General features: G+C 40.9%; 19 protein-coding genes and 2 pseudogenes. 18 read left to right on the forward strand and 3 right to left on the reverse strand.

Features of this window, described 5'->3' with window-relative positions:
- The first annotated feature begins 678 nt into the window (after positions 1–678).
- Positions 679–1,626, forward strand: a complete 948-nt coding sequence (locus tag CZ382_RS18565; RefSeq protein ID WP_088052653.1) for an LCP family glycopolymer transferase — start codon at positions 679–681, stop codon at positions 1,624–1,626.
- A gap of 210 nt (positions 1,627–1,836) precedes the next feature.
- A complete protein-coding gene (locus CZ382_RS18570; protein WP_088052654.1) occupies positions 1,837–2,871 on the forward strand; it encodes a tetratricopeptide repeat protein in 1,035 nt (344 codons plus the stop codon).
- Between the two features lie 112 nt (positions 2,872–2,983).
- Here the strand turns inward: CZ382_RS18570 and CZ382_RS18575 are convergent, their stop codons facing one another.
- Positions 2,984–3,868 carry a LysR family transcriptional regulator gene (locus tag CZ382_RS18575; protein ID WP_088052655.1) on the reverse strand — a complete coding sequence of 295 codons (885 nt, stop codon included), beginning with the start codon at positions 3,866–3,868 and terminating at the stop codon, positions 2,984–2,986.
- 154 nt (positions 3,869–4,022) lie between these two features.
- Here CZ382_RS18575 and CZ382_RS18580 point away from each other — a divergent pair, with 154 nt between their 5' ends.
- From CZ382_RS18580 to CZ382_RS18610, 7 genes are all read left to right on the forward strand, one after another.
- Positions 4,023–6,197 (forward strand): malate synthase G, encoded by a 2,175-nt coding sequence (locus tag CZ382_RS18580; protein WP_088052656.1) that lies wholly within the window; start codon positions 4,023–4,025, stop codon positions 6,195–6,197.
- Positions 6,198–6,544: 347 nt separating this feature from the next.
- On the forward strand, positions 6,545–7,264 hold the full coding sequence (locus tag CZ382_RS18590) for a FadR/GntR family transcriptional regulator (RefSeq protein ID WP_088052658.1): 720 nt from the start codon (positions 6,545–6,547) through the stop codon (positions 7,262–7,264).
- Complete coding sequence (locus CZ382_RS18595) at positions 7,261–8,577, forward strand: FAD-binding oxidoreductase (RefSeq protein WP_088052659.1); 1,317 nt, start codon at positions 7,261–7,263, stop codon at positions 8,575–8,577. Before CZ382_RS18590 ends, CZ382_RS18595 begins: the two co-directional genes overlap by 4 nt.
- Before the next feature lies 1 nt (position 8,578).
- Positions 8,579–9,955 (forward strand): (Fe-S)-binding protein, encoded by a 1,377-nt coding sequence (locus CZ382_RS18600; RefSeq protein WP_088052660.1) that lies wholly within the window; start codon positions 8,579–8,581, stop codon positions 9,953–9,955.
- 16 nt (positions 9,956–9,971) lie between these two features.
- On the forward strand, positions 9,972–11,423 hold the full coding sequence (locus CZ382_RS18605; RefSeq protein ID WP_088052661.1) for an FAD-linked oxidase C-terminal domain-containing protein: 1,452 nt from the start codon (positions 9,972–9,974) through the stop codon (positions 11,421–11,423).
- Positions 11,424–11,478: 55 nt separating this feature from the next.
- Positions 11,479–11,703: a hypothetical protein gene (locus CZ382_RS24395; protein ID WP_140392753.1), complete on the forward strand. Its 225-nt coding sequence runs from the start codon at positions 11,479–11,481 to the stop codon at positions 11,701–11,703.
- Positions 11,704–11,815: 112 nt separating this feature from the next.
- On the forward strand, positions 11,816–13,579 hold the full coding sequence (locus tag CZ382_RS18610; protein ID WP_088052662.1) for an L-lactate permease: 1,764 nt from the start codon (positions 11,816–11,818) through the stop codon (positions 13,577–13,579).
- A 119-nt stretch (positions 13,580–13,698) separates the two neighbouring features.
- Here the strand turns inward: CZ382_RS18610 and CZ382_RS18615 are convergent, their stop codons facing one another.
- Positions 13,699–15,189, reverse strand: coding sequence for a glycine betaine uptake BCCT transporter (locus CZ382_RS18615; RefSeq protein WP_088052663.1), 1,491 nt, complete (start codon positions 15,187–15,189; stop codon positions 13,699–13,701).
- A 559-nt stretch (positions 15,190–15,748) separates the two neighbouring features.
- Between CZ382_RS18615 and CZ382_RS18620 the strand changes: the two genes are divergently transcribed.
- From CZ382_RS18620 to CZ382_RS18650, 7 genes and pseudogenes are all read left to right on the forward strand, one after another.
- Positions 15,749–16,450, forward strand: a complete 702-nt coding sequence (locus tag CZ382_RS18620) for a DUF4176 domain-containing protein (RefSeq protein WP_159457835.1) — start codon at positions 15,749–15,751, stop codon at positions 16,448–16,450.
- Complete coding sequence (locus CZ382_RS18625; protein WP_088052665.1) at positions 16,450–16,674, forward strand: hypothetical protein; 225 nt, start codon at positions 16,450–16,452, stop codon at positions 16,672–16,674. Before CZ382_RS18620 ends, CZ382_RS18625 begins: the two co-directional genes overlap by 1 nt.
- A gap of 27 nt (positions 16,675–16,701) precedes the next feature.
- Entirely contained in the window at positions 16,702–17,010 is a 309-nt protein-coding gene (locus CZ382_RS18630; protein WP_088052666.1) for a hypothetical protein, read from the forward strand.
- Positions 17,007–18,836, forward strand: a complete 1,830-nt coding sequence (locus tag CZ382_RS24400; RefSeq protein WP_235000474.1) for an HNH endonuclease — start codon at positions 17,007–17,009, stop codon at positions 18,834–18,836. Before CZ382_RS18630 ends, CZ382_RS24400 begins: the two co-directional genes overlap by 4 nt.
- The gene (locus CZ382_RS18640) at positions 18,833–19,321 is read left to right on the forward strand and encodes an SMI1/KNR4 family protein (RefSeq protein ID WP_088052667.1); all 489 of its coding nucleotides are present in this window, start codon (positions 18,833–18,835) and stop codon (positions 19,319–19,321) included. Before CZ382_RS24400 ends, CZ382_RS18640 begins: the two co-directional genes overlap by 4 nt.
- Before the next feature lie 239 nt (positions 19,322–19,560).
- Positions 19,561–20,050 (forward strand): annotated as a pseudogene (locus CZ382_RS18645) (HNH endonuclease); the annotation flags it as partial.
- Positions 20,047–20,514, forward strand: a complete 468-nt coding sequence (locus CZ382_RS18650; protein WP_088052668.1) for a DUF6985 domain-containing protein — start codon at positions 20,047–20,049, stop codon at positions 20,512–20,514. The pseudogene CZ382_RS18645 and the gene CZ382_RS18650, both read left to right, overlap by 4 nt.
- 424 nt (positions 20,515–20,938) lie before the next feature.
- Here the strand turns inward: CZ382_RS18650 and CZ382_RS24995 are convergent.
- Positions 20,939–21,075, reverse strand: a pseudogene (locus CZ382_RS24995) (ISAzo13 family transposase); the annotation flags it as partial.
- A gap of 14 nt (positions 21,076–21,089) precedes the next feature.
- On the opposite strand from CZ382_RS24995, the gene CZ382_RS24905 reads away from it, so the two are divergent.
- Positions 21,090–22,736 (forward strand): DNA/RNA non-specific endonuclease, encoded by a 1,647-nt coding sequence (locus CZ382_RS24905; protein WP_407701308.1) that lies wholly within the window; start codon positions 21,090–21,092, stop codon positions 22,734–22,736.
- Between the two features lie 11 nt (positions 22,737–22,747).
- Complete coding sequence (locus tag CZ382_RS18660) at positions 22,748–23,236, forward strand: antitoxin YezG family protein (RefSeq protein ID WP_088053543.1); 489 nt, start codon at positions 22,748–22,750, stop codon at positions 23,234–23,236.
- Positions 23,237–23,758 lie beyond the last annotated feature (522 nt).

Consider the following 23,758-nt stretch of genomic DNA (forward strand, 5'->3'; position numbering starts at 1 on the left):
CCTAGGATCCGATGGGTTTACTAGCTAAGAATAAAGTAAAAAAACAAATAGAACACAGGCTAGGTTTTGATAGACCGTGGTTTTAATCAGTACTATGATGGATAATATTGGAAGTGACGGTTTTTTAAATAATCCCAGTAAAAGAGGTAGGAAAAATGAAGGCATATCAGATTAAGATCGAATTAAAATGGGACAACCCTGCTTGTTGATGGAGGTTATACAGCATATTGGTTTAAGTGAAAGGATATCCGGTAATGATCTAGGACTTGAGGAGAAGATGAGTGATGATGAGATATTGAGATCGGTCGTTTTGATTTTTAATGAATGATACTTGTATATCTTCTATAATTGGCTTCAGATAAGTATTTTGCCTTTACAAAGGGGGTTAGCATCCGTTGCCCTAACTTCATTTTAAACACCTCTTTTACTAAAAATTATAACACGTATTTGAGCAGTAGAATGTATTTTGAGATGTACAATAATTTTCATTACTATTAATAAATTGCGAAGAGCAGGATTTTTACATCGTACAAATCAATAGTTTCCAATAATTCGCAAAATGTCCTGTACTACTAAACTACAATTAGACAAAATCCTGTCAAATTTGCTATTATCATTGAATACTCGAGGGCAAATGGTATAATAGTCATAGAAATTTTTAAGGATTGAGGAATAATAATGGTAGAAAAACGATCAGATAGACGAAAAAAACCAAGACGTCGTTGGCTGAAAATTAGCTTGGCTGTGATTTTAATACTAGTGCTTGGTGTCGGTGCTTATGCATATTCGATTTATCATAATGCAAAGGAAACGGTCAATGAAAAAATGCACAAGCAGGTAACTTCGATTGACCCGGGTGCAAGCAAGAAAAAGATTGGCAAGCAGAAGCCGCTTAACATATTATTGCTTGGTGTCGATAAACGTAAGGGTGACAATGGCCGATCCGATGCGTTAATGGTTCTTTCGCTTGATCCAAAGGCGAATAAAATGCAATTAATTAGTATACCTAGGGACACGCGAACAGAAATCGTTGGCAAGGGATCAATGGATAAAATTAATCATGCCTATGCTTTTGGCGGTACCGATATGTCCGTCGCAACGGTTGAGAATTTCCTTGGTGTCGAATTGGACTATTATGTCGAAATGAACATGAAAGGTTTATCAGAAATGGTCGATGCTGTCGGCGGTATTACGTTAAATAACGAGCTGGATTGGTACGATGAAGGCTATTATAAAAAAGGATATCACTTTAGTAAAGGTGAGATTTCCCTAAACGGTCCACAGACAATGGGATACGTACGTATGCGTCATTTGGATCCGAATGGTGATTTTGGCCGCACAAAACGGCAGCGCAAGGTTATTGAAGCTATTGTTGATAAAGGTGCGAGTGTCGCATCCGTTACGAAGATTGATGACATGATCGATGTACTGGGCAACAACATGGAAACAAACCTGGATTTTGATGATATGAAAAGTTTACTGCTCCACTATAAAGATGTTAGACAAAATACCGTTAGTTACATGATGCAAGGTACTGGGCAGAAAATCGGTGGTGTTTACTACTTGATTGTTCCGGATGAAGAGGTTGCGAAGGTTCATGGGATGATTGCGGAGATTAAGTCATAGCGCAGATTATGCCAACGAAAGCCTGCACGAAACCGGGAAGGAAAGTGTGGGGTTTGTTTGTGAAATATTGGAAATAGGATTCCCTCACTTCAAAATCTTGTTTCTGGGGAGAAGGAGAGGAAATCCCTAGTAAGAAGCACGGGACAATTTTTTAAACAAACTTTGGATAGAATTTTAGCATATAAGAATTAAAACGAGGGGGTGGTTGGATTGCCTGGTGCACAAATTAATCCATTGTTGATTCAGCAGCTGACCGATAAAGAAATAACAGAAATCCAAAAGTTCCCAACCCTGTCATCGTTACCAGGAAAATATGCCAGACTGATCAATAGACAAAAAGAAAATATCCCAAAGCATTTTGAAGAAAATTCCTTCATGTTAACGTGTAAAAGCTGTGGGCGGAAAGGAAAGTACGATGTTGGGCTGATGGTTGTTAATGTTGATCGCGAAGAAGATGGGGAAGGTACTGAATATCCCATTCAAACAACGGGATATTTTCGCTGCAAGCATTGCAACGATGCGGGTAACTGGGAGATGCCAAGTCAATTTATAATAGCATCCATGGCTGGAATACTGGCTAAAGGATCTTTTGGAATGGAAAATCGATGTACAGTAGGGAAAAACTTGTTGTATGATGGGAGCTGGCATTTATTTAGTTCAGATGCCGAACTGCACCTCTTGCATCAATTGAAGGAGGATCCAGACAATTCGTTTGTTTGGAATCGGCTTGGTAATTTGTATGATAAGGGAAACCGTCCGGAGATTGCGGCATGTGTTTATGAATATTCTGTAGTTATTGATCCCGGTCAGATAGAATCTCACTATACATTGGGGCAATATTTTTTCCAAATAAAAGACTTGGAAAGAGCCGCCCATCATTATAAACAAATGCTGCTCGGTGCCAGTGAATATCAATTATTGGCTGCGGAAGACTTGCGACAAATGGTTGCTAGTGGATTAGCTAATTTATTTGATGTTTTTCAGGAATCGAATGGGAATATCCCGTTTTTGCCTACGAAAGAAGAGTTGGAGAGTGCTGGAAAATTAAAGGAAATGGAAAAGTACGTAGTCGATATGAAAGTTGATATTGTTGAGGGCGAACTGGAATCGTTTTATCCATTTGCGGAAATCTATATGGGGGCGCAAAGCAAGAAACTGCCAAATAGATTACGCACATTGAAAGTCCCGAAACCTGCAACCAAAAAGAAGAAAAAGTGGAAGAAGCGGAAGAAGAAACAGAGATAGGAATAAAGGAAGAAGGTTCAATTTTTAACATGACCTGAATAGGGTTGGCTTTGTTTTTTTAAAAAATTCGGGTGATGGGATTCCGCAAGCCTGGCAGGTAGTCTCACATGAACTAAACTGTAAACTCCCTGGCCATCGCAATAAACCGACGGACAGCATATGGCACGTATCGATCCTTTTTCCAGATCATGCCTAATTCCAAATTAACAATCGGTTTGGAAAAAGGAATGGCGACAATTTGTTTGTTATTAATCTGGTCGCAAATTTTGCTCGGTAATAAGGCGACACCCAATTTTGCTTCAACCATTTCAATCATAAAATCTTTCTGTGAGCTTTCACAGACGACATTTGGGTAGAAGCCATGTATACCGCAAGCTTCCATAATTCTGTCATGCAGGGAGAAATCGCGCCGATACATGATAAATGGTTCCTTTCTTATACCCGAAAATTCAATTATCTTCTTTTGCGCTAGAGGATTGTCTTTTTGCACAATCAGCATTAACGGATCTTTTAATAGTTTAATTGTTTCAAAGTTTTCTCTTTGAATGGGCAGGTTACATACTAAGCCAATGTCAATCTCACCTTCCGCAACACCCTGTTTAATTTTGTTGCTGCCAACCTCGGTTAATAGTATATCGATCGAAGGATAAGCTTCTTTGTATCTGCTTATTAACTTTGAAAAAAAAGCCGCACCGATAATCGGGGGAATTCCAATTTTAATTTCACCCTTTTTTAAATCAATCACTTCATCCAGTTCCGATGTTAAGTTTGCAAAAGCATCAAGCACATTTTGGGCATTAACCAGGAATGCCTTTCCTACATCGGTTAATTCCAGTTGTTTAGCCCCTCGATAGAAAAGCGGAATACCGAGCTCGGTCTCCAGATTTTTAATTGTCTTGCTTAATGACGGCTGGGAAATATGAAGCGTTGAAGCTGCTCTTGTAAAATTCAACTGTTTCGCAACTTCTGTAAAATATTCGATCTGCCTGACGTCCATTATCCACACCCCTTTCCAAACCGTAATAACCCAATTTTAGCCTATTATACTATAAGGTATAGCTTAAAGGAATAGTATTCATGCAAAACAGATATTTCTGTTTACGCCCTGATCATTTTAGAATAGTAGGTAAGATGAAAGGGAGGAATCATGAATGACATACATAAAAACTGGCAATTTGCTGGTTGCAAAAGAGCTATTCGATTTTGTTAATGCTGAAGCACTTCCGGGAACAGGTCTTGACAAGGAAAGTTTTTGGAGTGATTTCGGGCAACTTGTTGCTGATTTGGCTCCCAAGAATAAAACATTGTTGGAGGAACGTGATGAGCTTCAAAAACAAATTGATACGTGGCATGAAGAAAACGACGAATTTGATGGTAAAGCGTATAAAGCATTTTTGCAAGAAATTGGTTATCTGGAGCCTGAGGTCGCGGATTTTGCTATTTCAACGGCCAATGTTGATGATGTGATTACGCTTCAGGCAGGACCACAGCTCGTCGTACCGGTTGACAATGCACGCTATGCCATAAATGCTGCTAATGCACGCTGGGGATCACTATATGATGCATTATACGGAACAGACGTGATAAGTGAAGAGGGCGGCGCTGAGAAACAAGGTGCCTACAATCCTGTTCGCGGTAAAAAAGTCATTGCTTTCGCTAAAAACTTCCTTGATCAAAACGTACCGCTTGCGTCAGCATCACATACAGACGCGGTCAAATATGCCATTCATAATGGTAATTTAAAGGTAACGCTTAAAAACGATACAACTGCAGGACTGAAAGATACGGATAAACTTGTGGGCTACCGGGGACAAGCGGAAGAGCCAACAGCTATTTTGTTAAAAAACAACGGGTTACATGTTGAGATTCAAATCGATCGCCATCACCCAATTGGAAAAACGGATGCAGCGGGCGTGAAAGACGTTTATCTAGAGTCGGCAACCTCTACCATTATGGATTGTGAAGATTCAGTTGCCGCGGTAGATGCTGAGGATAAAACGCACGTTTACCGCAATTGGCTTGGCCTGATTAAAGGAGATTTAACATCGACATTCAGAAAAGATGGAAAGGAAATAACACGTACATTAAACCCTGACCGTATGTATACAGGCTTGAATGGGGAGAGAATTTCCCTTTCCGGCCGTGTGTTGATGTTTATCCGCAACGTTGGCCATTTAATGACTAACAACGCGATTCTTGATCAATCTGGACAAGAAATCCCTGAAGGTATCATGGATGGTGTGTTTACAAGCCTGATCGCTAAGCATGATCTCCTGGGAAATGGCCAATATCAAAATTCCGAGAAGGGTTCTGTTTATATTGTAAAACCGAAAATGCACGGTTCAAAGGAAGCTGCATTTGCGAATGAATTGTTTAACCGGATAGAAGATATGCTTGATATGAGACGTAATACGCTCAAGATCGGCTTAATGGACGAAGAACGCCGAACAAGTCTGAACTTAAAAAATTGTATTCATGCAGTAAAAGAGCGAATCGTTTTCATTAATACAGGCTTTCTGGACCGTACTGGTGATGAAATTCATACATCAATGGAAGCTGGCGCCATGATTCGCAAAAATGAAATGAAAACATCGATCTGGCTTGATGGCTATGAGAAAAATAATGTACGTGTTGGTTTAGATAGTGGTTTGAAAGGAAAAGCACAAATCGGTAAAGGAATGTGGGCCATGCCGGATTTAATGGCCGCTATGCTTGATCAAAAAATAGGCCATGTAAAAGCAGGCGGGAATACGGCTTGGGTCCCGTCACCGACAGCTGCAACGTTGCATGTACTTCATTACCATGAAGTTGATGTTAATCAGGTTCAAGAAGAGCTTGCGAAAAAAACCGATGATTATCGTGATGCGATTTTGCAAATCCCGCTTGCAATAAATATGAATTGGTCTGCCGAGGAAATGGAGGATGAGCTCAATAATAGTGCCCAATCATTGCTTGGTTATGTTGTCCGCTGGGTAGAGCAAGGTATCGGTTGTTCGAAGGTTCCAGACATTAATAATATTGGGCTGATGGAAGACCGTGCTACTTTGCGTATTTCCAGTCAAATGCTGGCTAACTGGCTGCATCACGGTATTTGTACAGAAGCGCAAATGCTTGATTCCCTGAGGCGCATGGCAGAGGTTGTTGACGAGCAAAATGCGGGTGATCCGCAATACCGTCCAATGGCATCTAATTTTGATGAGTCTGTTGCATTCCAGGCAGCTTGTGACCTTGTCTTCAAAGGAAAAGAGCAGCCAAGCGGCTACACCGAACCAATTCTGCATCGTCGTCGTCTGGAGGTAAAGGAAAAATATCATGTGAAGAATTAATTTATTGGCTGGAGTTCGTTGCGCGAGCGCGGGTGGTGAACGCGCAAAATGTGGATCGAGCGCGCAACCCCGGGCAGCGAACGCGCAATTCCGATAACTTGATCACCATCTGCTATTAAAAGAGGAGTTATACGTATTTGCATTTAGCTCCTCTTTCTATCTCCAAAACATTGCCTCGAAACATCACCTCTTTTGTCAAAAAAGGCAAATGGAAATCGTATTTAATGAATTTTTGTACTTTTGTAAAAATAGCCTTGACTTTGTTATAGTACACTGTTTTAATATTAATAAAGTGTTCAGATATGTGATAAGTGGAAGCCATTATGGAATAGACAGGGGGTGTCCACATGCTCCAAACGGAGAAGATACCAAGGAAAAAAGTATCGGAGATTGTTGTGGAACAAATCGAGGAATGGATCCGTACGGGCAAGGTTGCACCTGCAGAGAAGCTGCCTTCTGTTCGGGAATTATGTGATCTGTTTGGCGTTGGCCGCTCTTCCGTACGTGATGCTTTAACCACCCTAAAAGGGAAGGGAATTGTTCATGTAAAGCATGGCGAGGGGACGTTTGTCTGTCATACAGACACTACTACATTAATCCCGGATGTGCTGCTCTTAAGAGAGAATGATATTAACAAACTTTATCAGGTTCGTAAAATTTTGGAGGTCGGGATTGTTGAAATGGCTGCATTGAATAGGTCAGCAAGTCAACTTAAGGCAATGAAACTGGTGTTAGATAAATTAGTGAAGGCCACTACTGTAAAGGGATGGGAAGCGGATTACCAATTTCATCAGAAAATTGCGGATGCATGTGGTAATACAATACTAATCGATTTAATGAAAACGGTTTCAACATTAATGAAAAAAGGGATGATGGATTGCCATCGAATTATTTTGGCAGATCGAAAATTAGCGTCCGCTATTATCGAACAGCATGTTGCAATCTATCGTGCTGTAGAAGCAGGTGATGCAACGAAAGCGAGTGAAGCGATGTTTTGTCATCTTACATCTGTTGAAGAACTGCTTCATCGTCATGTAGAAGGGCAAAAAGGGGGTACGGCAACATGAATTCATTAGGGCTGGAAGGGATTTTGACGAGTGTTCAATTAATACATAACAATGAAGAAGGACATTTGCTTGGAAATGGCGGCGATACGATCGTTGAAGCTCATACTGAGGAGGATATTTCAAGCGTTCTTGCTTATGCAAATGAACATGACAAAACGGTTACTATTGTTTCCGGTGGAACGAAGCGAGGTTACGGCGGTCTGATGGAACAGGCAGACATTTTATTATCGCTTGCCAGTTTTAAGGGGATTGTGGAGCATTCTGTTGGTGATTTAACAATGACGGTGAGGCCTGGAACGACATTACAGGAAATTACCGATGAATTACATAAACATGGACAGCGGATTGCACTTGATACACCGTGGCCGGAAATGGCAACAATTGGCGGTATTGTTTCGGCAAATGACAGTGGTGCGAAAAGGCTGCTGTATGGATCAGCGAGGGATTTGGTCATTGGTATGAGAATCGGATATCCAGATGGAAGGGTCATCCGTACAGGCGGGAAAGTAGTGAAAAACGTAGCAGGTTATGATATGAATAAGCTTTTTATCGGGGCAATGGGAACACTTGGAGTGATCTCTGAAATCACGATTAAATTACGCCCACTCCCGAAATACGAAGGGCTGTCTCTTTTACATTTCCCAAAAGGCAGTAAGCCGGATATTCGTGCATTTTCGGTTCAACTTCTCGATTCGATGATGGAGCCAGTTTCCCTGGAAATGTTGAACGCTAAGCTTGCAGAAAAATTGACCGGCGAAAGAAACAATACGTTGGTAATTGCTTTTGAGGATCGGAAAAAGGCGGTTTTGGAACAAGAAAAATGGATAAGCAAGCATTTGCCGACCGGGGTCAAGCATACAGTGCTGCATGAGGGTAAAGCAAGCGAGTGGTGGGATAAGTTCCGACACCTCGGTCCGAATGGCTACAATGACAGCGAGATTGATGCAGACACTCTAGCAGCATTGAAAATTGGCAGCAATAATTTGGATGTTCTCATTAGCCTGGAAGCTGCTGATCAGCTAGCTGAAGCACATCATGTTGTGGTTGAAGCTCATGGTGGCTTAGGTCACGGTATTTCAAAAGTTTATGTAAAAGGCTTTCCCGAAGATATTGTTTCTTATATTAAAGCATTAAGGGCAAAGGTAGAAGAAAAACGCGGGGTTGTCATATGTACCCATTTACCGTTTAAATTAAGAAAGGCAGTTAGTGTGTGGGGGAAAAAGCCAAGTTATTTTTCATTACTAGAAGGAATAAAACAAACCAACGACCCGAAGAAAATCCTAAATCGCCAACGTTTTGTAGGAGGTATATAACATGAGCGTGGAAGAGAACAGATTGGCTAACATGCTGGACCCGGAAAAAAGTGAACCGCCTTGTCAAACAAAGACGCTAGGAAACTATCTTTGGGACGATCTTCCGGATGAAACAAAATGGGCGGACTGTGTTCACTGTGGCATGTGTCTGGAAGCTTGTCCAACGTATCAGGAAACTGGGGAAGAACAGAATTCGCCAAGGGGGCGTGTATATTTAATAAAAGCCGTTGCGGAAGGCAAAATTGACGTGAATGAAGCTTTTGCGAAACCGATTTTTGATTGCCTTGATTGCCGGGCCTGTGAAACGGCATGTCCGGCTGATGTGCAAGTTGGGGCTCTGATTGAGGAAGCACGCGGGCAAATTCGCCAGGCGATGCCATTAACCGGTTTTGCTGGTGCTTTAAATAAAACAGCATTGAAAGGCTTTTTTCCGCACCAAACACGTTTGAATAAACTTGGTGGCCTAATGCGGTTTTACCAAAAGAGCGGTTTACAATCTGTCACAAGAAAAACAGGTCTGCTCAATGTTATACCTAAACACTTAAAAGAGATGGAGTCGATTCTGCCGGAAGTTGGAAAACCTGTTCTTGGCCGGTATCCGGAAGTTATTCCACCTGAAGGGGAGACGAAGCAGCGGGTCGGAATGCTGACGGGATGCATTATGGATGTCATGTTTAGTGATGTAAATGAAGCGACTATTCGTGTTCTGACACATAATGGATTTGAAGTTGGACTTCCGAAAAATCAGGGCTGCTGCGGTGCACTCCATGTTCATGCTGGGGAAAGAGAGACAGGGAAGGAACTGGCGAAACGTAATGTTGAAGCGTTTAAAGATTACGATAAAGTGCTTGTCAATGCTGCCGGGTGCGGATGTGCACTGCAGGAATATCATGAACTTTTCCGGAACGATCCGGAAATGCTGCCCTTAGCAGAGGAATTTTCCGCTAAGGTGGAGGATGTTTCCAAGTTTTTGTACGATCATGACTTCGAACGTCCGAAAGCAGAAGTAAGGACAAAAGTTACATACCATGATGCGTGTCATTTAGCCCATGGGCAAGGTGTACGTTTTGAGCCTCGTCAGCTGTTAAAGGAAATCCCAGGGGTGGAAATGGTTGATATGCCAGATGCAGACAGATGCTGTGGCAGTGCCGGGATCTATAATCTTACACATCCCGAGATGGCGGGAGCACTTCTGGAACGCAAAATAGCGGATGTTCCCGACAACGTAGAAATGATTTCCATGGGGAATCCTGGCTGCATGCTGCAAATGGCCATGGGTGTAAAAAAATACGGGAGAAGTGAAAAAGTTGTCCATACGGTTCAATTGCTTGACTTGGCCTATGAGAAGGAAAAGGAAGAACTGGGAGTGAAATCGTAAGGGCGGTGAAGAGCTGATGGGAAAGCGTAAAAAACAACATCTCGATCGTGTTGTTCAACAATTAATAAACATTGTTGGTGAAAGGGAAGTTCTTTATCTAAAAGAGGATCTCATTGCGTATGAATGTGACGGCTATACGATGGCCAAAGGGATGCCAAGGGCAGTCGTTTTTGTAAAAAGTAAGGAACATGTCGTAGAGGTTGTAAAATGTCTAAACAAGGAAAAGATCCCTTATATCGCACGTGGGGCAGGAACAGGCTTAAGCGGCGGAGCGACTCCACTTGGAGGAGAAGTTATTATTAGTCTGGTTCGGATGAAAAGAATGCTGCATCTCGATTTGGAAAATCGAAAAGCGGTCGTGGAACCTGGCTATATTAATTTAAAGCTAACACAATCTATTTCCGATAAAGGTTATTATTATGCACCGGACCCTTCTAGTCAATATGCATGCACGATCGGTGGAAATGTTGCGGAAAATTCCGGTGGGGCACACTGTTTGAAATACGGGGTTACGACAAACCATATTTTAGGACTGGAGATTGTCCTGCCGAATGGAGAAATCATGGAAATCGGGGCAGATGGTATTCCGGATCAACCGGGCTATGATTTGCTTGGCCTTTTGACCGGTTCAGAGGGAACGCTTGGCATTGTCACGAAAATTACCGTGAAAATATTAAAAAATCCTCAAGGAAAGAAAACCGTGCTTGCTTATTATGATGATATAACGGACGCGAGCCAGGCAGTTTCCGATATTATTTCGGCTGGTATCATTCCAGCGGCACTAGAAATGATGGATGCAATCGCTATTGAAGGGGTGGAAGCGGCTGCCTATCCAGTTGGTCATCCACAAGACATTGCTGCATTCTTACTTATTGAGGTGGACGGAATCGCAGCTGGGATTGATGATCAAATCGATGAAATTCTTACCGTATGTAAACGGAACAATGTGCGTGAAGTAAAAGTGGCGAGAGATGAAGCGGAGCGTGCCCTTTGGTGGGCCAACCGGAAAATGGGCTTTGGCGCAATGGGGGCAATTTCTCCGGATTACCTTGTACAGGACGGCGTTATACCAAGAACACGCTTACCTGAAGTACTTGATCAAATTGCTGCGATTAGTAAAAGGTATGAACTAAGGATTGCAAATATTTTTCATGCGGGTGACGGAAATCTTCATCCACTTATATTATATGATGCAAGTGTTCCTGGTGAAAGTGAGCGTGCTGCCAAAGCGGGCTCTGAATGCTTAAAGGTTTGCGCGGACGTTGGTGGTTCCATTACGGGTGAGCATGGGGTTGGGATTGAAAAATCTGCTGAAATGCGCTTTATTTTCAGTGATGAAGAAATGGCTGCACAAACAGATATACGTACAGTATTTAACCCGGCAGACATATTGAATCCCGGAAAACTGTTCCCGCAGCCGGGGCGTTGTGTCGAGGTTAAGCAGGAGATGAAAAAGGTGGAAGTATAGTTTTTTTAGAAATTGGGTGCGTCTATATTTTGGTAGATTACGATTGAAATGGTGAATGAGACTCGATTGGAAATATAGGCATCTCGATCGAAAAAGTGCTTGCCTCGACCGGAAAAGTTTGGACATGATCGAAAAAGTTCATACCTTGATCGAAAACATAGGCACCACGAACGAAATTGTACATATCTCGATCGATAAAGCAGATATCTCGATCGAAACCAAACGCACCGCGATGATTTTTCATTTTCGGAGGCGGGGCGATCAGATTTACGACGACTAGGATCGCGCAGCAACGTTGATTTTTATTAAAAAATAATACATTTCCGTCACGCTAAGAGGTGCCGTTGCGGAAATATATTTTAATAAATCAAGTATTAAAGGAGGAACTACAAATGGGTACTGGTACATTAGCAATTCTGGCCTTACTTCCGATTATAGTTGTTGCTGTATTCCTAGTCGGACTAAAATGGCCAGCGAGTAAGGCAATGCCACTCTCGTATATCGTCGCAGTTTTGTTGGCACTTTTTGTTTGGGATGTGGCGTTTCCTAAAGTTGCAGCTGCATCTGTTCATGGGCTGATTGTCGCTATTACGCTCTTATTTATTATTTTTGGTGCTATTTTACTATTGAACACCCTTCAGGAAAGCGGTGGGCTGCACACGATACGCCGTGGTTTTACCGATATTACTCCAGACCGCCGAGTTCAAGTCATTATTATCGCATGGCTTTTCGGTTCCTTTATTGAAGGTTCGGCAGGGTTTGGTACACCGGCGGCTGTTGCCGTGCCGCTAATGGTCGGCCTTGGGTTTCCCGCGATGGCCGCGGTTGTCTCCGGGATGGTGATTCAAAGTACACCTGTCTCATTCGGTGCGGTCGGAACACCAATGGTAGTCGGGGTTGGTACAGGTGTTGAGCCGCTTACGCAAATTTCAAATGTTTCGGATTTCGTATTTGCTGTCGCTGGTAAAGTTGCTATACTGCATGCTATTGCCGGGCTGTTAATCCCATTATTTTTGGTAGGAATTTTAACCCGATTTTTCGGAAAAAACAAGTCGTTCAGTGAAGGCTTAAAGATTTGGAAGTTTGCTCTATTTGCCTCTTTAGCGATGACAATTCCATACTTGATTATTGCCAACACGCTAGGGCCTGAATTTCCTTCCTTGATTGGTGGTTTAATTGGGTTGGCGATTGTGATTTTTGCAGCTAAAAAAGGTTTCCTGATGCCAAAAGAAGACGAAATTTGGGATTTTGAATCAAAAGACCGCTGGGACCCAACTTGGACCGGGCGTGTGGAACTGACACCAAGTGAGATTTATGCTGGTAAAATTAGCATGGTGCGAGCATGGGTGCCATATGTGCTGGTTGCTATCTTCCTGCTTATTTCAAGATTAACTGTTGTTGGAGATTGGCTTAAATCGGCCACAATCACAGTTCCAAATATTTTTGGCACGGAGATTTCCTCCAGCTGGGAAATCCTTTTTTCACCAGGCTTTATTTTTATCGTCGTTTCCGTCATTACATTTTATATGCATGGAATGAAAGGATCGGAATATGCGCGGGCTTGGAAAGACTCAGGAAAAACAATGATCGCTGCAGGTTCAGCTCTTGTTTTCACAGTGCCAATGGTGCAAGTGTTTCTTAACTCAGGCGGTGGGGCAGCGGGTTATGAACAAATGCCAATCGTTTTGGCAGAAGGAGTTGCCGATCTTGCTGGTTCATTATATCCATTCTTTGCAACGTTCATCGGCGGACTCGGTGCATTTGTAGCAGGCAGTAACACAGTCAGCAACATGATGTTCTCTCTTTTCCAATTTGGAGTAGGTGAAAATATCGGTGCCAGCCCGACATGGATGGTTGCACTTCAAGCGGTCGGTGGTGCAGCTGGGAACATGATTTGCGTGCATAACGTTGTTGCCGCATCTGCCGTTGTAGGACTCATCGGGAAAGAAGGACATGTTATCCGAAAAACGCTCCTTCCGTTTTTCTATTACGCACTGTTGTTAGGTTCGATTGGTTATTCGATTATGTGGACAGCGGAAAAAGGAATCTTCAACATTGGATCGATTATCGCAGTTGTTATTTGGGGGATTGTTATTTACTTTATCGCGACGAATAATAAGCGGTTAAGTGCTATTGAACGTGAAATAGCCTCTTAGATGAAGGTTAGAGATTGCTGAAAAAGTTCCTTAATAAAAAGATATAATTCCCGATAATATTTTTGCGGGGATTATATCTTTTTTGGGTTGCCTGTCGATGAGAGTGTATTCTAATCCTTTTACTTCAATCTGTTATCCTTTTTCAATGCCTTATAAAAGGAGACAATCATTAATAACATGATTAACGAAAACGGAAACGCTGCTGAAATTAGAGCATTTTGCAGGGCCTGCAGTCCACCGGTATACAAAAGCACGGCAGCGATTGCTGATTGAGCAATGCCCCAAACGAACTTAACAATTGTAGACGGTGATAAGGATCCATTAGTAGTTTGCATGCCCAAAACGAATGTAGCCGAATCCGCAGAAGTTATAAAGAAAGTACCGATTAGCAAAATACCAAGGATGGATAAGATCGTACTGAACGGAAATTGTTCAAACATCCCGAACAGTACTTGTTCATCTGGTAGGCTGGCAAGATCTAAACCATTATTTTGTGCATGTATACCTGACATTCCAAATGCCGAAAACCACAGAAAGCTAACAACAGAAGGGACAATCAAAACCCCCGATAAGAATTCCCGAATGGTACGACCTTTTGAAATTCGAGCAATAAAGATTCCGACAAATGGAGCCCAGGCAATCCACCATGCCCAGAAGAAGACAGTCCAGTCCATCACCCACTGTCTCTCTCCTTCATTATTAGGAGATATACGCAAACTTTCACTAGGAAGACTTTGAACATATGCCCCTAATGTATCCGTGAACGAATTCACGATGTACATCGTTGGTCCAAGGATTAATGTAGCAATGAATAAAAGCCCCGCAATCGTCATATTGGCATTACTTAGATATTTGATTCCTTTACCGAGTCCGGAGTAAGCAGAGATCATAAATAAAACCGTTACGACCAAAATGATAACAAGTTGAACCCAGAATTCATCAGCAACCCCAAACAGAAAGGTAAAACCCCCATTAATCTGGGTCGCACCAAACCCAAGGGTAGTTGCTACACCGACAATCGTCGCAAATACAGCGATAATATCTATAGCCTTCCCCCAAGTCCCGTGTATTTTGTCTCCAAAAAGAGGTTCAAGGGTAGCGCTAACTAATGCAGGTTTCCCGCAGCGAAATGTAAAATATGCAAGCACTAAAGCAATAATGGCATAGATCGCCCATGCATGAACACCATAGTGAAAAAACGTAATACGTAACGAATCCTCCAAGGCCGCGCGCGTACCTGGGTCGGCCGTTGGCGGCGTTTTTATATAATGTGAGACAGGTGAAGCAACACCATAAAACACAAGCCCTATCCCCATACCAGCACTAAATAGCATGGCAAACCATGAGGGGTAACTAAATTCAGGCTTATCCCCTGGCTTACCTAGCTTGATCTTGCCATAACGACTGAAAATCAAGTACAAACAGAACACGACAAACAATGATACCATTAATAAATAATACCAGCCAAAATGAACAGAAATATACACCATAATCATGTTTGAAAAATTTTCAAGTGCCTTAGGAGCAACTGATCCCCAAATAGACATGGCTACTGTTATTGTTAATGTAACCCAAAAAACTGCTGTTACCTCCGAAGTTACTCGTTTCATTTCGTTCCCCTTTCTAAATTTCCCTTCACATTTTCACTTTCGTAAAGGGTCATTTCTTAGGATTACAGATAATACTTTCTTTAAGATGTTAGTATTTCTGTAATGGGTTGTTCTATACGGAAAGGAGTCTATATACTGCTTAGAATAGTTTGTTATGTCCTTATTATTGGATCATTTCGGTCTTATCCGTTTCAGCCATCATTTTTTTCAGCGCTTGTTCCTTGTATTCTTTCAGGCGGAGATACCGGTAGCATCCCGGAATTACTCGTAATATGGGCAGAGAGGGCTATATTTACGATATTGATCGTTACTCCTATTTCGTATTTGTGTTAGGAGGAAAAAATCAGGGGCTTCCTTTGAAAAAAAGCCACTTCCGGTTTAGGGCCGGGTGGCTTTCTTTCACTTTTTGCAGGTCATGTTAAGAAATGGTGCAGCAACAATAATTAAAACTTTGGACCCGGGTAAATCGGCGCATTGTAATTGCTTGAATTTCGAATTATTATTTTAATAAGAGAAAAGGTCTTTTTTACCAAGTTTGGGAAAGGGGGAGTGGATGTTCATGACAGATGATTTAAACCAACAGCTAAAGCAGCTTGCTTTTAGGAAGATAGATCAAATTATCCAGTCGTTCGCAGGTGAAATTCAAGCGGAATCTGTCCCTGTTATACATGAATTTTTTCACTTGTACCTGGAAGATAACCGGTTATTGCAGCATCTTTATCAGGCATATAAAGAAAACCTTCCATCCTTAAATCTGCATCATCAACAAGACATCATCACCTATAAGCATGAAGGTGCCGCCCATACCATTTTGTTTTCCAATAAACAATTTACGCTGGATGAAGATTCTTATGTACGGTTATTAGCTTATACGATTGAAATCATGCGGGAAGTCTTGCCACTGGGTTCGATTGTTGAGTTGAATCCAGCCTATTTTAAACCTGACAGTCAATTGGAATCTCCTTCAAAGGTAGTCATCACCGGACGATTTATCGGTCCAAAGGGTTATAACAGCTATTTTCCGTATGTGGGGGTTATCTATCCGGTCGGCGAGATGAAAGCCGGCACACAAATTCATTTTACCGCTCCGTTGATCAAGCGGGTCGTGCAAAAAGGATTCAGTGATGGGATGGAAGAAGCCTTTGTGTATTTGATGAAACAAGAATTTATTGTGGAAAAAGATTTGAACTCCATTGAATTTTCCAACCATGATATGAAAGAACTCCAACAAGAAATGGAACAAAAAGCGGGTGACGTGTAATGGGATTATATGATTATGATTTTTGCCATAATCTGTTATATGGCGGATGGGATTCGGGGATTATCAATAATTTAAAGGATGCCCGCGATGAAATAAAGCAAAACTTTAAGGATATGGACCTGGAAAATGCATCGGTAGGAGAAGATATGGGCGCCATTGTAGATGAAATGGTTGCCGAGCTGGACCGATTAATTGGCGAAATCGAATCGGTGCATTTTCGTTAATGTTGTGTGGACAGGAGGTGTGCCAATGTGGCAGGACAAGCGATTAAAATAGATTTTGTGGAGCTGCAAAACATCTTGAGTCAATTACGGACCGGTATTGATGATTTTACCGGCTACACGACGACGTTTCGCTCCAATACAAGCGACCGGCTGGAGGCGTTCAACTCGGACTTCATTGCAAAAGTGGATGCACTCTTGGATAACATGAATAATGATGTGAATCAGGATTTAGTCAACCAGATGGAGACAATCTATCAAGCTGGCAAAGCCGTACTTGATGGCATGAAACAGGTAGATGAAGAGGCAGCTAAGGCAATTGGGGGTGACGGGTCGTGAAGCGTGACCTGAAAATCAATTACGGCGTATTGGATGAGATTATTGCCGAGCTCCAAACATATAAAAAGGCGCTTGAGGGGATGAAGGAGTCACTTACGAAAGTTCAGACCTTCATGCAAACCAATGAGGGGAGAAGTATTGGTGCCTGGAATCAGCGGATCGATGGGTCCACGGACGAAATAAAGAAGTACAAAACACAAGTGAATGACCTTCTTTCGTTATTCGAAAATTATGTAACCGATACAACCGCCTACATTTCTCCTATCGCAAGGAACACGATGATGCGTGTGGACCGGAATGATATTTGGGCCAATTTGAACCAGATCGAAAGTGGCGTCACGAGCAATGTCACCAAGGCATTAAACATAAGCTACCAGTCACCCGCTTCTCTCTTTGGTTTGTTCGAGGATCCGACCGATGCTCAAAAAGAAGCAAGCGCGTTCAATAAGCGACAATTGGAAAGCATCCAGTCAAGTATCCAATCGACGCAAACGAAACTGCAAAACAAAATGGATGACCTGTGGGACCTGTATAATACGAAAGTAAAACCGTTCGAAAATGCCGATGATGCGTATAACGACTTGGCTGCAAACATTAAGAGCAAATATACCAGCTTTTTCGAAGGGTTATGGGATGTCGCAGAAACTATTGGCAAGGGTGCCTGGGATCTTGTGAACGGGCTGATTGACGGAGTTATCGGCATGATTACCGGTCTATTAACCGTTGCAGGGGATTTGGGCATTATCGTTCTATCAGGAGCAATACCGGATCCAATCGAACCAGCTTTTTTAAGAGATAAAGCAGAGGAAACGGCCGATTCCTATAAACAAGCTGTGATACAATTTGTAAAAGACCCGATGCGTGCAGTGGAATCTGTCGCTCAATCGGTTACCGATACTGTGGAAGAAAAGGGTATCATGTATGTCACCGGAACTGCCTTACCGGCTGTAATCCCAAGTACCTGGGGTTTAAAAGGCGTAAAAGCTGTTTCTAAATTTAAGGGTGCAGGTAAGAAATCACCGAATGTGGCCAGCAGTAAATTTCCTTATAGCAAGGAATTTATTCAGAACAAGATAGATGCAGCAAAAGAAAAGCTTGGCAAGGTGCCTTGGCTTCATCGTGAAGTGGTTTCGACAGGCTTCTCTAATCACTCGGTCTATGGAGTGAAGCCACTTAGTGAGGTGAAACCGCAGTGGTTTTCGGTGAAGGGTGAAGGTAAGGGTAGAGGTAATGTTCACCATTCTGAAATTGATGAGGTAATTAAAAATGATTATGACATAAATGGAAATGTAATTAATAGATCCATTGTTCCGAAAGGTTATGAAAGTGTTGATGACTTTTTGAAGGTTATAGATGATACAACTATCAAGGAACACGGTTATGATAGTATTGAAGAATTTAAAACCGTAGTGGGGCATGTGGATGATTATTTGAATGCTTCACCAAAAAACAATATAATTAATAAAGGATTAGCAGGAGGAAAACATGTGAAAGGCGTAGATTATGATGTTTTAGGTTTCCCGATCTTTAAAGGTGATGATGTTAAGTTTTCGTTGAAACTGAAAGAGAGTTTATTTAAAGCAACCGATGATACACAATTTAAAGAATGTACTATAATGTTAAAAAGAGCGATCGAAAAAGGGGAAGTATCTAAGGATTTATTTACAGCCAAGCAACTTAGAGATATTGAAAATGGTGAAGCCAGAATTAAAGGGCTGACATGGCATCATCATCAGGTACCTGGTAAGATGCAACTTGTAGTAAGTAAGACTCACAAAGTAAATCATTTAGGTGGAAATAAATTATGGGGAGATGGTATTAGATGAGTACTGTAGAATGGAGATCATGGGATGAACAAGTGACTAGAAAAGAAGTAGAGAGTGTAGGAGAAAAATTAGGGGTGAAGTTTCCCTTAGATTACATAGAAGTTGCTATGGAATATAATGGTGCGCATGTAAGTCCTGAACTTTTTCAAGTTGAAGGAAAAGAAAAGGTGTTCGGAACATTACTGACATATGATAATGAAGATGATGAGCATATACTGGAAGTTTTCAAAGACTATAGGGATACACTTCCAGAAAAAATAGTTCCTTTTGCCTTTGATCCCTCCGGAAATCTAATATGTTTTGACTACAAAAATCATGAAGATAATCCAATTGTAGTATTTTGGGAACATGAGAATGCTGGAGAAAAGGAAATGCTAATGCGAGAAGAGGGGTTAACAGAAGAGGAAGTGGAAGACCGAGCTAGAGAAAATGTATACTTTATTGCAGAAACATTTACAGATTTTCTAAATAAGTTACATGATTAATTTCAGAAAAAGAACATTAGAATCAAAAAACACGATGGTTTTTCCATTATGTGCATTTGGTACAATAATAGAAAGAAAACGAAGAAAGAGCTTAGGTGAGAAGACATTTTGTATAAAGTTGTTACAGGGTACAAATTAAAAACTATTAGATATAAATATGATTGTTGGTTAAGATAGGATTAGTATTATATTACACGAGCACTTGGTTGTCTTTATGGCAACAGGTGCTATTTTTTCTAAAGGTTGAGTTTGAAGGGATAAGGGGTGAATCTAAAACCACAACCAGACCATCTGTTAAAACAAAATTTAGATGAAGTTGAGATTGATGGCATCCAGTATAAAAATGCTGTTCCTGATTTTTCACCAGTAGCAAAAGCAAAGGTAGAAATTAACTATATGCTAGGTTGAAAAGGGGGTTTTGGAGGGAAAGCCCTGCGAGCCAATTTTGTTCAATCAGATCAAAAATTGGCTGATCAACTTAATAATTCACCTAAATTTGCAAGACAATTTGGGATGGAATCTGGTGAAATCAGTGCAAAAGATATAAAGGTATACCGTGAAAAAAACAAATTAACATGGCATGAATTGAATGATGTTAAAACAATGCAACTTTTGCCAACAAAAATAAATATTGAATTCGGACACCTAGGTGGTGTAGGAGAAATAAACGCGGGTGCTTTTGAACCTGGAGGATTTGCAAATAAACAAAAAGAGGAGATATTAAAATGACTATAGGGGATCCGATCTTTGGTGAACTTGAGTATGACTTTGGCTGGGCAAAAGATACCACTATTCATTTTTTTGGAAAAGAAACTGAGATAGCCTTGATGGTAGATGGTGAAGAAGATGGCAAGTTTGATGAAGATCAATATACATCATATCAATCATTAATGAAAAATTGGGAAGACATACAACCAAGGTTATTGAAACCTATTCTGGATTATTACAACCAAAACCGCCATGAACTAGGTTACGATATTGAATGTAACCAGAATTATCCTTTAATAGAAACAAAGGAACAATTACTTGAAAATATAAAATTAGTTGGGATTGTTGTTCCGCATGCAGATATTAATGAAGGTCGTGATATTGGGATAATCTTTGATTGTACGTGGGATATAGAGAACGGCTTGGGGGTTCGTCTTATACATGAAAAAGTAATTGAAGTTGGCTACCAGGATGTCGTAATTTGAATACGAATATTTGTAAACAGATTTCATATTTAACCGGAAGTTTTAACAATATTTTTACTGCTCACCTTTGTTCATAATTATATAGAGTTAGAGGAAATTTGTGTCAACATTTTAAAAGTTGTTGTAGGAGCATCTTAATTGTTAATTGCAGTTTTATAGAAGAAAATATCTAAACCTTACGAGGAATTAATTAATAATATTAATCGATTGAAAGAAATTATGGGTGAATTGCGAGATTACGATAATAATTTAGGCATGATAAAAAATAAGTCAATATGTAGACAAACGTAAATATTCCATACATTAATGGAGTCATTTTGACCTTTATTCTCATAAAGGTTCACAAAAGGGAATGAAAATGCGATTTTATTTTGGACACAGTGCCCCTACCCCATGCATAATTTTTATACGTTCATTCCCATTTTCACACCCTTTTACATTTTTGCGGATCTATTTCCACAAACCATTTTTCAATGCTTTTGCTCGATCTATAATGTTTTCGAGTTCCATCATGGTTTTCTTTTCCACTTTTTTACCTGTTTCATAGATTTCTTCCACCAAATACTTCAACCTTCATGCAAACCAATGATGGGAAAAGTATTGATGCCTGGAATCAGCGGATCGATGGTTCCACGGACGAAATAAAGAAGTACAAAACACAAGTGGATGACCTGCTTTCCCTATTCGAGAATTATGTAACCGATACAACCGCCTACATTTCTCCTATCGCTAGGAACACGATAATGCGTGTGGACCGGAATGATATTTGGGCCAATTTGAACCAGGTCGAAAGTGGCGTCACATCAAATGTCACCAAGGCATTAAACATAAGCTACCAGTCACCCGCTTCTCTCTTTGGTTTGTTCGAGGATCCGACCGATGCTCAAAAAGAAGCAAGCGCGTTCAATAAGCGACAATTGGAAAGCATCCAGTCAAGTATCCAATCGACGCAAACGAAACTGCAAAACAAAATGGATGACCTGTGGGACCTGTATAATACGAAAGTAAAACCGTTCGAAAATGCCGATGATGCGTATAACGACTTGGCTGCAAACATTAAGAGCAAATATACCAGCTTTTTCGAAGGGTTATGGGATGTCGCAGAAACTATTGGCAAGGGTGCCTGGGATCTTGTGAACGGGCTGATTGACGGCGTCCTTGGCATGATTACCGGACTATTAACTGTCGCAGGGGACCTGGGCATTATCGTTCTATCGGGAGTAATACCGAATCCAATCGAACCAGCTTTTTTAAGAGATAAAGCAGAGGAAACGGCTGATTCCTACCAAGAAGCTGTGGTACAATTTGTAAAAGACCCCATGCGTGCCGTGGAATCTGTCGCTCAATCTTTTACCGATTCCGTAGAAGAAAAAGGAATCATGTATGTCACTGGTTCTGCTCTGCCAGCCGTAATCCCAAGTACTTGGGCACTAAAGGGCGTAAAAGCTGTTTCTAAATTAAAAGGTGCAGGTAAATCGCCGAATGTGGCCGGTAGTAAATTCCCTTACAGTAAGGAATTTATTCAGAACAAGATAAATGCAGCAAAAGAGAAGCTTGGCAAGGTGCCATGGCTTCATCGGGAAGTGGTTTCGACAGGCTTCTCTCGTCACTCGGTCTATGGAGTGAAGCCACTTAGTGAGGTTCACCCGCAGTTGTTTGCGGTGAAGGGTGAAGGTAACGGTAGAGGTAATTCTTCAAATACCAACATATTAGACAAAAAAATAAAAGAAGTGGAATATGGTAAGCACTACAAAAGAGGTAAGTATGGTAGAAGAGAGTTAGCTCCGAATGTAAAATATGTAACAGAAGACGGTTATAAATACCGGACTGATGAGCTAGGAAGAATAGTAGATGTAAATGCAGACAATTTGATACTTAAAGAAGCAAAAAGGAATAAAAGGATGCAAAGGGTAGTCGGTAGACAAGATAGATTACCAGATGATGACGGTGGTCATTTAATAGGAAGTCAGTTTCATGGGTCAGGGGATATTGATAACCTCGTTGCTCAGAATAGTCAAATCAATCGCTCTGGTGGTGAGTGGTATAAGATGGAGACTGAATGGGCAAATGCTTTAAAAGAGATACCACCTAAAAAAGTATTTGTAAAAATTAAACCAATTTACTCCGGGCATTCACTAAGACCTGATTCTTTTAAAGTGGTTTATGAAATTGAAGGTAAGGGCTTGATTAAGAAAACTATTGAGAATCAATCAGGAGGTTGATTGTATTGAGTATGGAAAAGGAAATGAATGAAAAATATAGAGCAATAGCTGAAACAGTTAATGAAATGATTCCAGAAGAATGGGAGAAGTTTTACTTTTATGGTCAAGTATCAGAAACGGGAGGTGGAACTTACTTTTTCTATAATACGCCTGAGAATGAAGAAAACTATATATATAGTTTAGAAATTCCTTACAAATTTGATATTGACGAAGATCAATTTGAGGAAAAAGATGATGCTCTATACAAATTAAGCAAGGAACTAAGGGATATATTTAAGAATAATCAACAAGAGCCTTGGTATTCTTTTACAATGTCTCTTGAGAGTAACGGAAAATTTAATATGCATTACGATTATACAAATTGGTTCGATACAGATTACAGTTTTAGTGACCAATTGATTATTTGGAAACATAAGTATTTAGGCGAAGTACCAAATGATGAAAATTTTAAGGCTTTAATCGATAAATATTATAGTGAATTTCCGGAAAACCCGATTTAACAAAACCAGTTTTGTAAGTTTATCGTGACATGGAAAAGAAAGAACAAACTCAAATCAATGGTACTATAGTCAACTGAGCTTCCAATCAAGACGGGATGAGTAACTCCTATCAATGGAAAAATATGTAGAAATATAATTTTAGCAAATTCTAGTTGCTTAAAGTCATATACCCAGTAAAAAAGTAAAGCACTTGATTGTCCAAAGGCAACTGGTGCTTTTCTGTGTGTCTGGCGTTCTGTAGAAGAAAGGAATCATGTATGTCACCGGGTCGGCGTTGCAGCCTTGAACCCAAGTACATGGGCTTTAAAAGGGGTAAAAGCTGTTTCCAAATTAAAGGGTGCGGGTAAATCACCGAATGTGGCCAGCAGTAAATTTCCTTATAGCAAGGAATTTATTCAGAACAAGATTGATGCAGCAAAAGAAAAGCTCGGCAAGGTGCCATGGCTTCATCGTGAAGTGGTTTCGACAGGCTTCTCTAGTCACGCGGTCTATGGAGTGAAACCACTTAGTAAAGTTAAACCG

Origin of the sequence: Virgibacillus dakarensis, from assembly GCF_900155625.1 — a bacterium.
Lineage (GTDB): Bacteria > Bacillota > Bacilli > Bacillales > Amphibacillaceae > Lentibacillus_C > Lentibacillus_C populi.

Bases quoted from the DNA above. Each gene is read 5' to 3' on its own strand.
- CZ382_RS18565 (WP_088052653.1), top strand. From the start codon at position 679: ATGGTAGAAAAACGATCAGATAGACGAAAAAAACCAAGACGTCGTTGG.
- CZ382_RS18575 (WP_088052655.1), bottom strand. From the start codon at position 3,868: ATGGACGTCAGGCAGATCGAATATTTTACAGAAGTTGCGAAACAGTTG.
- CZ382_RS18580 (WP_088052656.1), top strand. From the start codon at position 4,023: ATGACATACATAAAAACTGGCAATTTGCTGGTTGCAAAAGAGCTATTC.
- CZ382_RS18590 (WP_088052658.1), top strand. From the start codon at position 6,545: ATGCTCCAAACGGAGAAGATACCAAGGAAAAAAGTATCGGAGATTGTT.
- CZ382_RS18595 (WP_088052659.1), top strand. From the start codon at position 7,261: ATGAATTCATTAGGGCTGGAAGGGATTTTGACGAGTGTTCAATTAATA.
- CZ382_RS18600 (WP_088052660.1), top strand. From the start codon at position 8,579: ATGAGCGTGGAAGAGAACAGATTGGCTAACATGCTGGACCCGGAAAAA.
- CZ382_RS18605 (WP_088052661.1), top strand. From the start codon at position 9,972: ATGGGAAAGCGTAAAAAACAACATCTCGATCGTGTTGTTCAACAATTA.
- CZ382_RS24395 (WP_140392753.1), top strand. From the start codon at position 11,479: ATGAGACTCGATTGGAAATATAGGCATCTCGATCGAAAAAGTGCTTGC.
- CZ382_RS18610 (WP_088052662.1), top strand. From the start codon at position 11,816: ATGGGTACTGGTACATTAGCAATTCTGGCCTTACTTCCGATTATAGTT.
- CZ382_RS18615 (WP_088052663.1), bottom strand. From the start codon at position 15,189: ATGAAACGAGTAACTTCGGAGGTAACAGCAGTTTTTTGGGTTACATTA.
- CZ382_RS18620 (WP_159457835.1), top strand. From the start codon at position 15,749: ATGACAGATGATTTAAACCAACAGCTAAAGCAGCTTGCTTTTAGGAAG.
- CZ382_RS18625 (WP_088052665.1), top strand. From the start codon at position 16,450: ATGGGATTATATGATTATGATTTTTGCCATAATCTGTTATATGGCGGA.
- CZ382_RS18640 (WP_088052667.1), top strand. From the start codon at position 18,833: ATGAGTACTGTAGAATGGAGATCATGGGATGAACAAGTGACTAGAAAA.
- CZ382_RS18650 (WP_088052668.1), top strand. From the start codon at position 20,047: ATGACTATAGGGGATCCGATCTTTGGTGAACTTGAGTATGACTTTGGC.
- CZ382_RS24905 (WP_407701308.1), top strand. From the start codon at position 21,090: ATGCAAACCAATGATGGGAAAAGTATTGATGCCTGGAATCAGCGGATC.
- CZ382_RS18660 (WP_088053543.1), top strand. From the start codon at position 22,748: ATGGAAAAGGAAATGAATGAAAAATATAGAGCAATAGCTGAAACAGTT.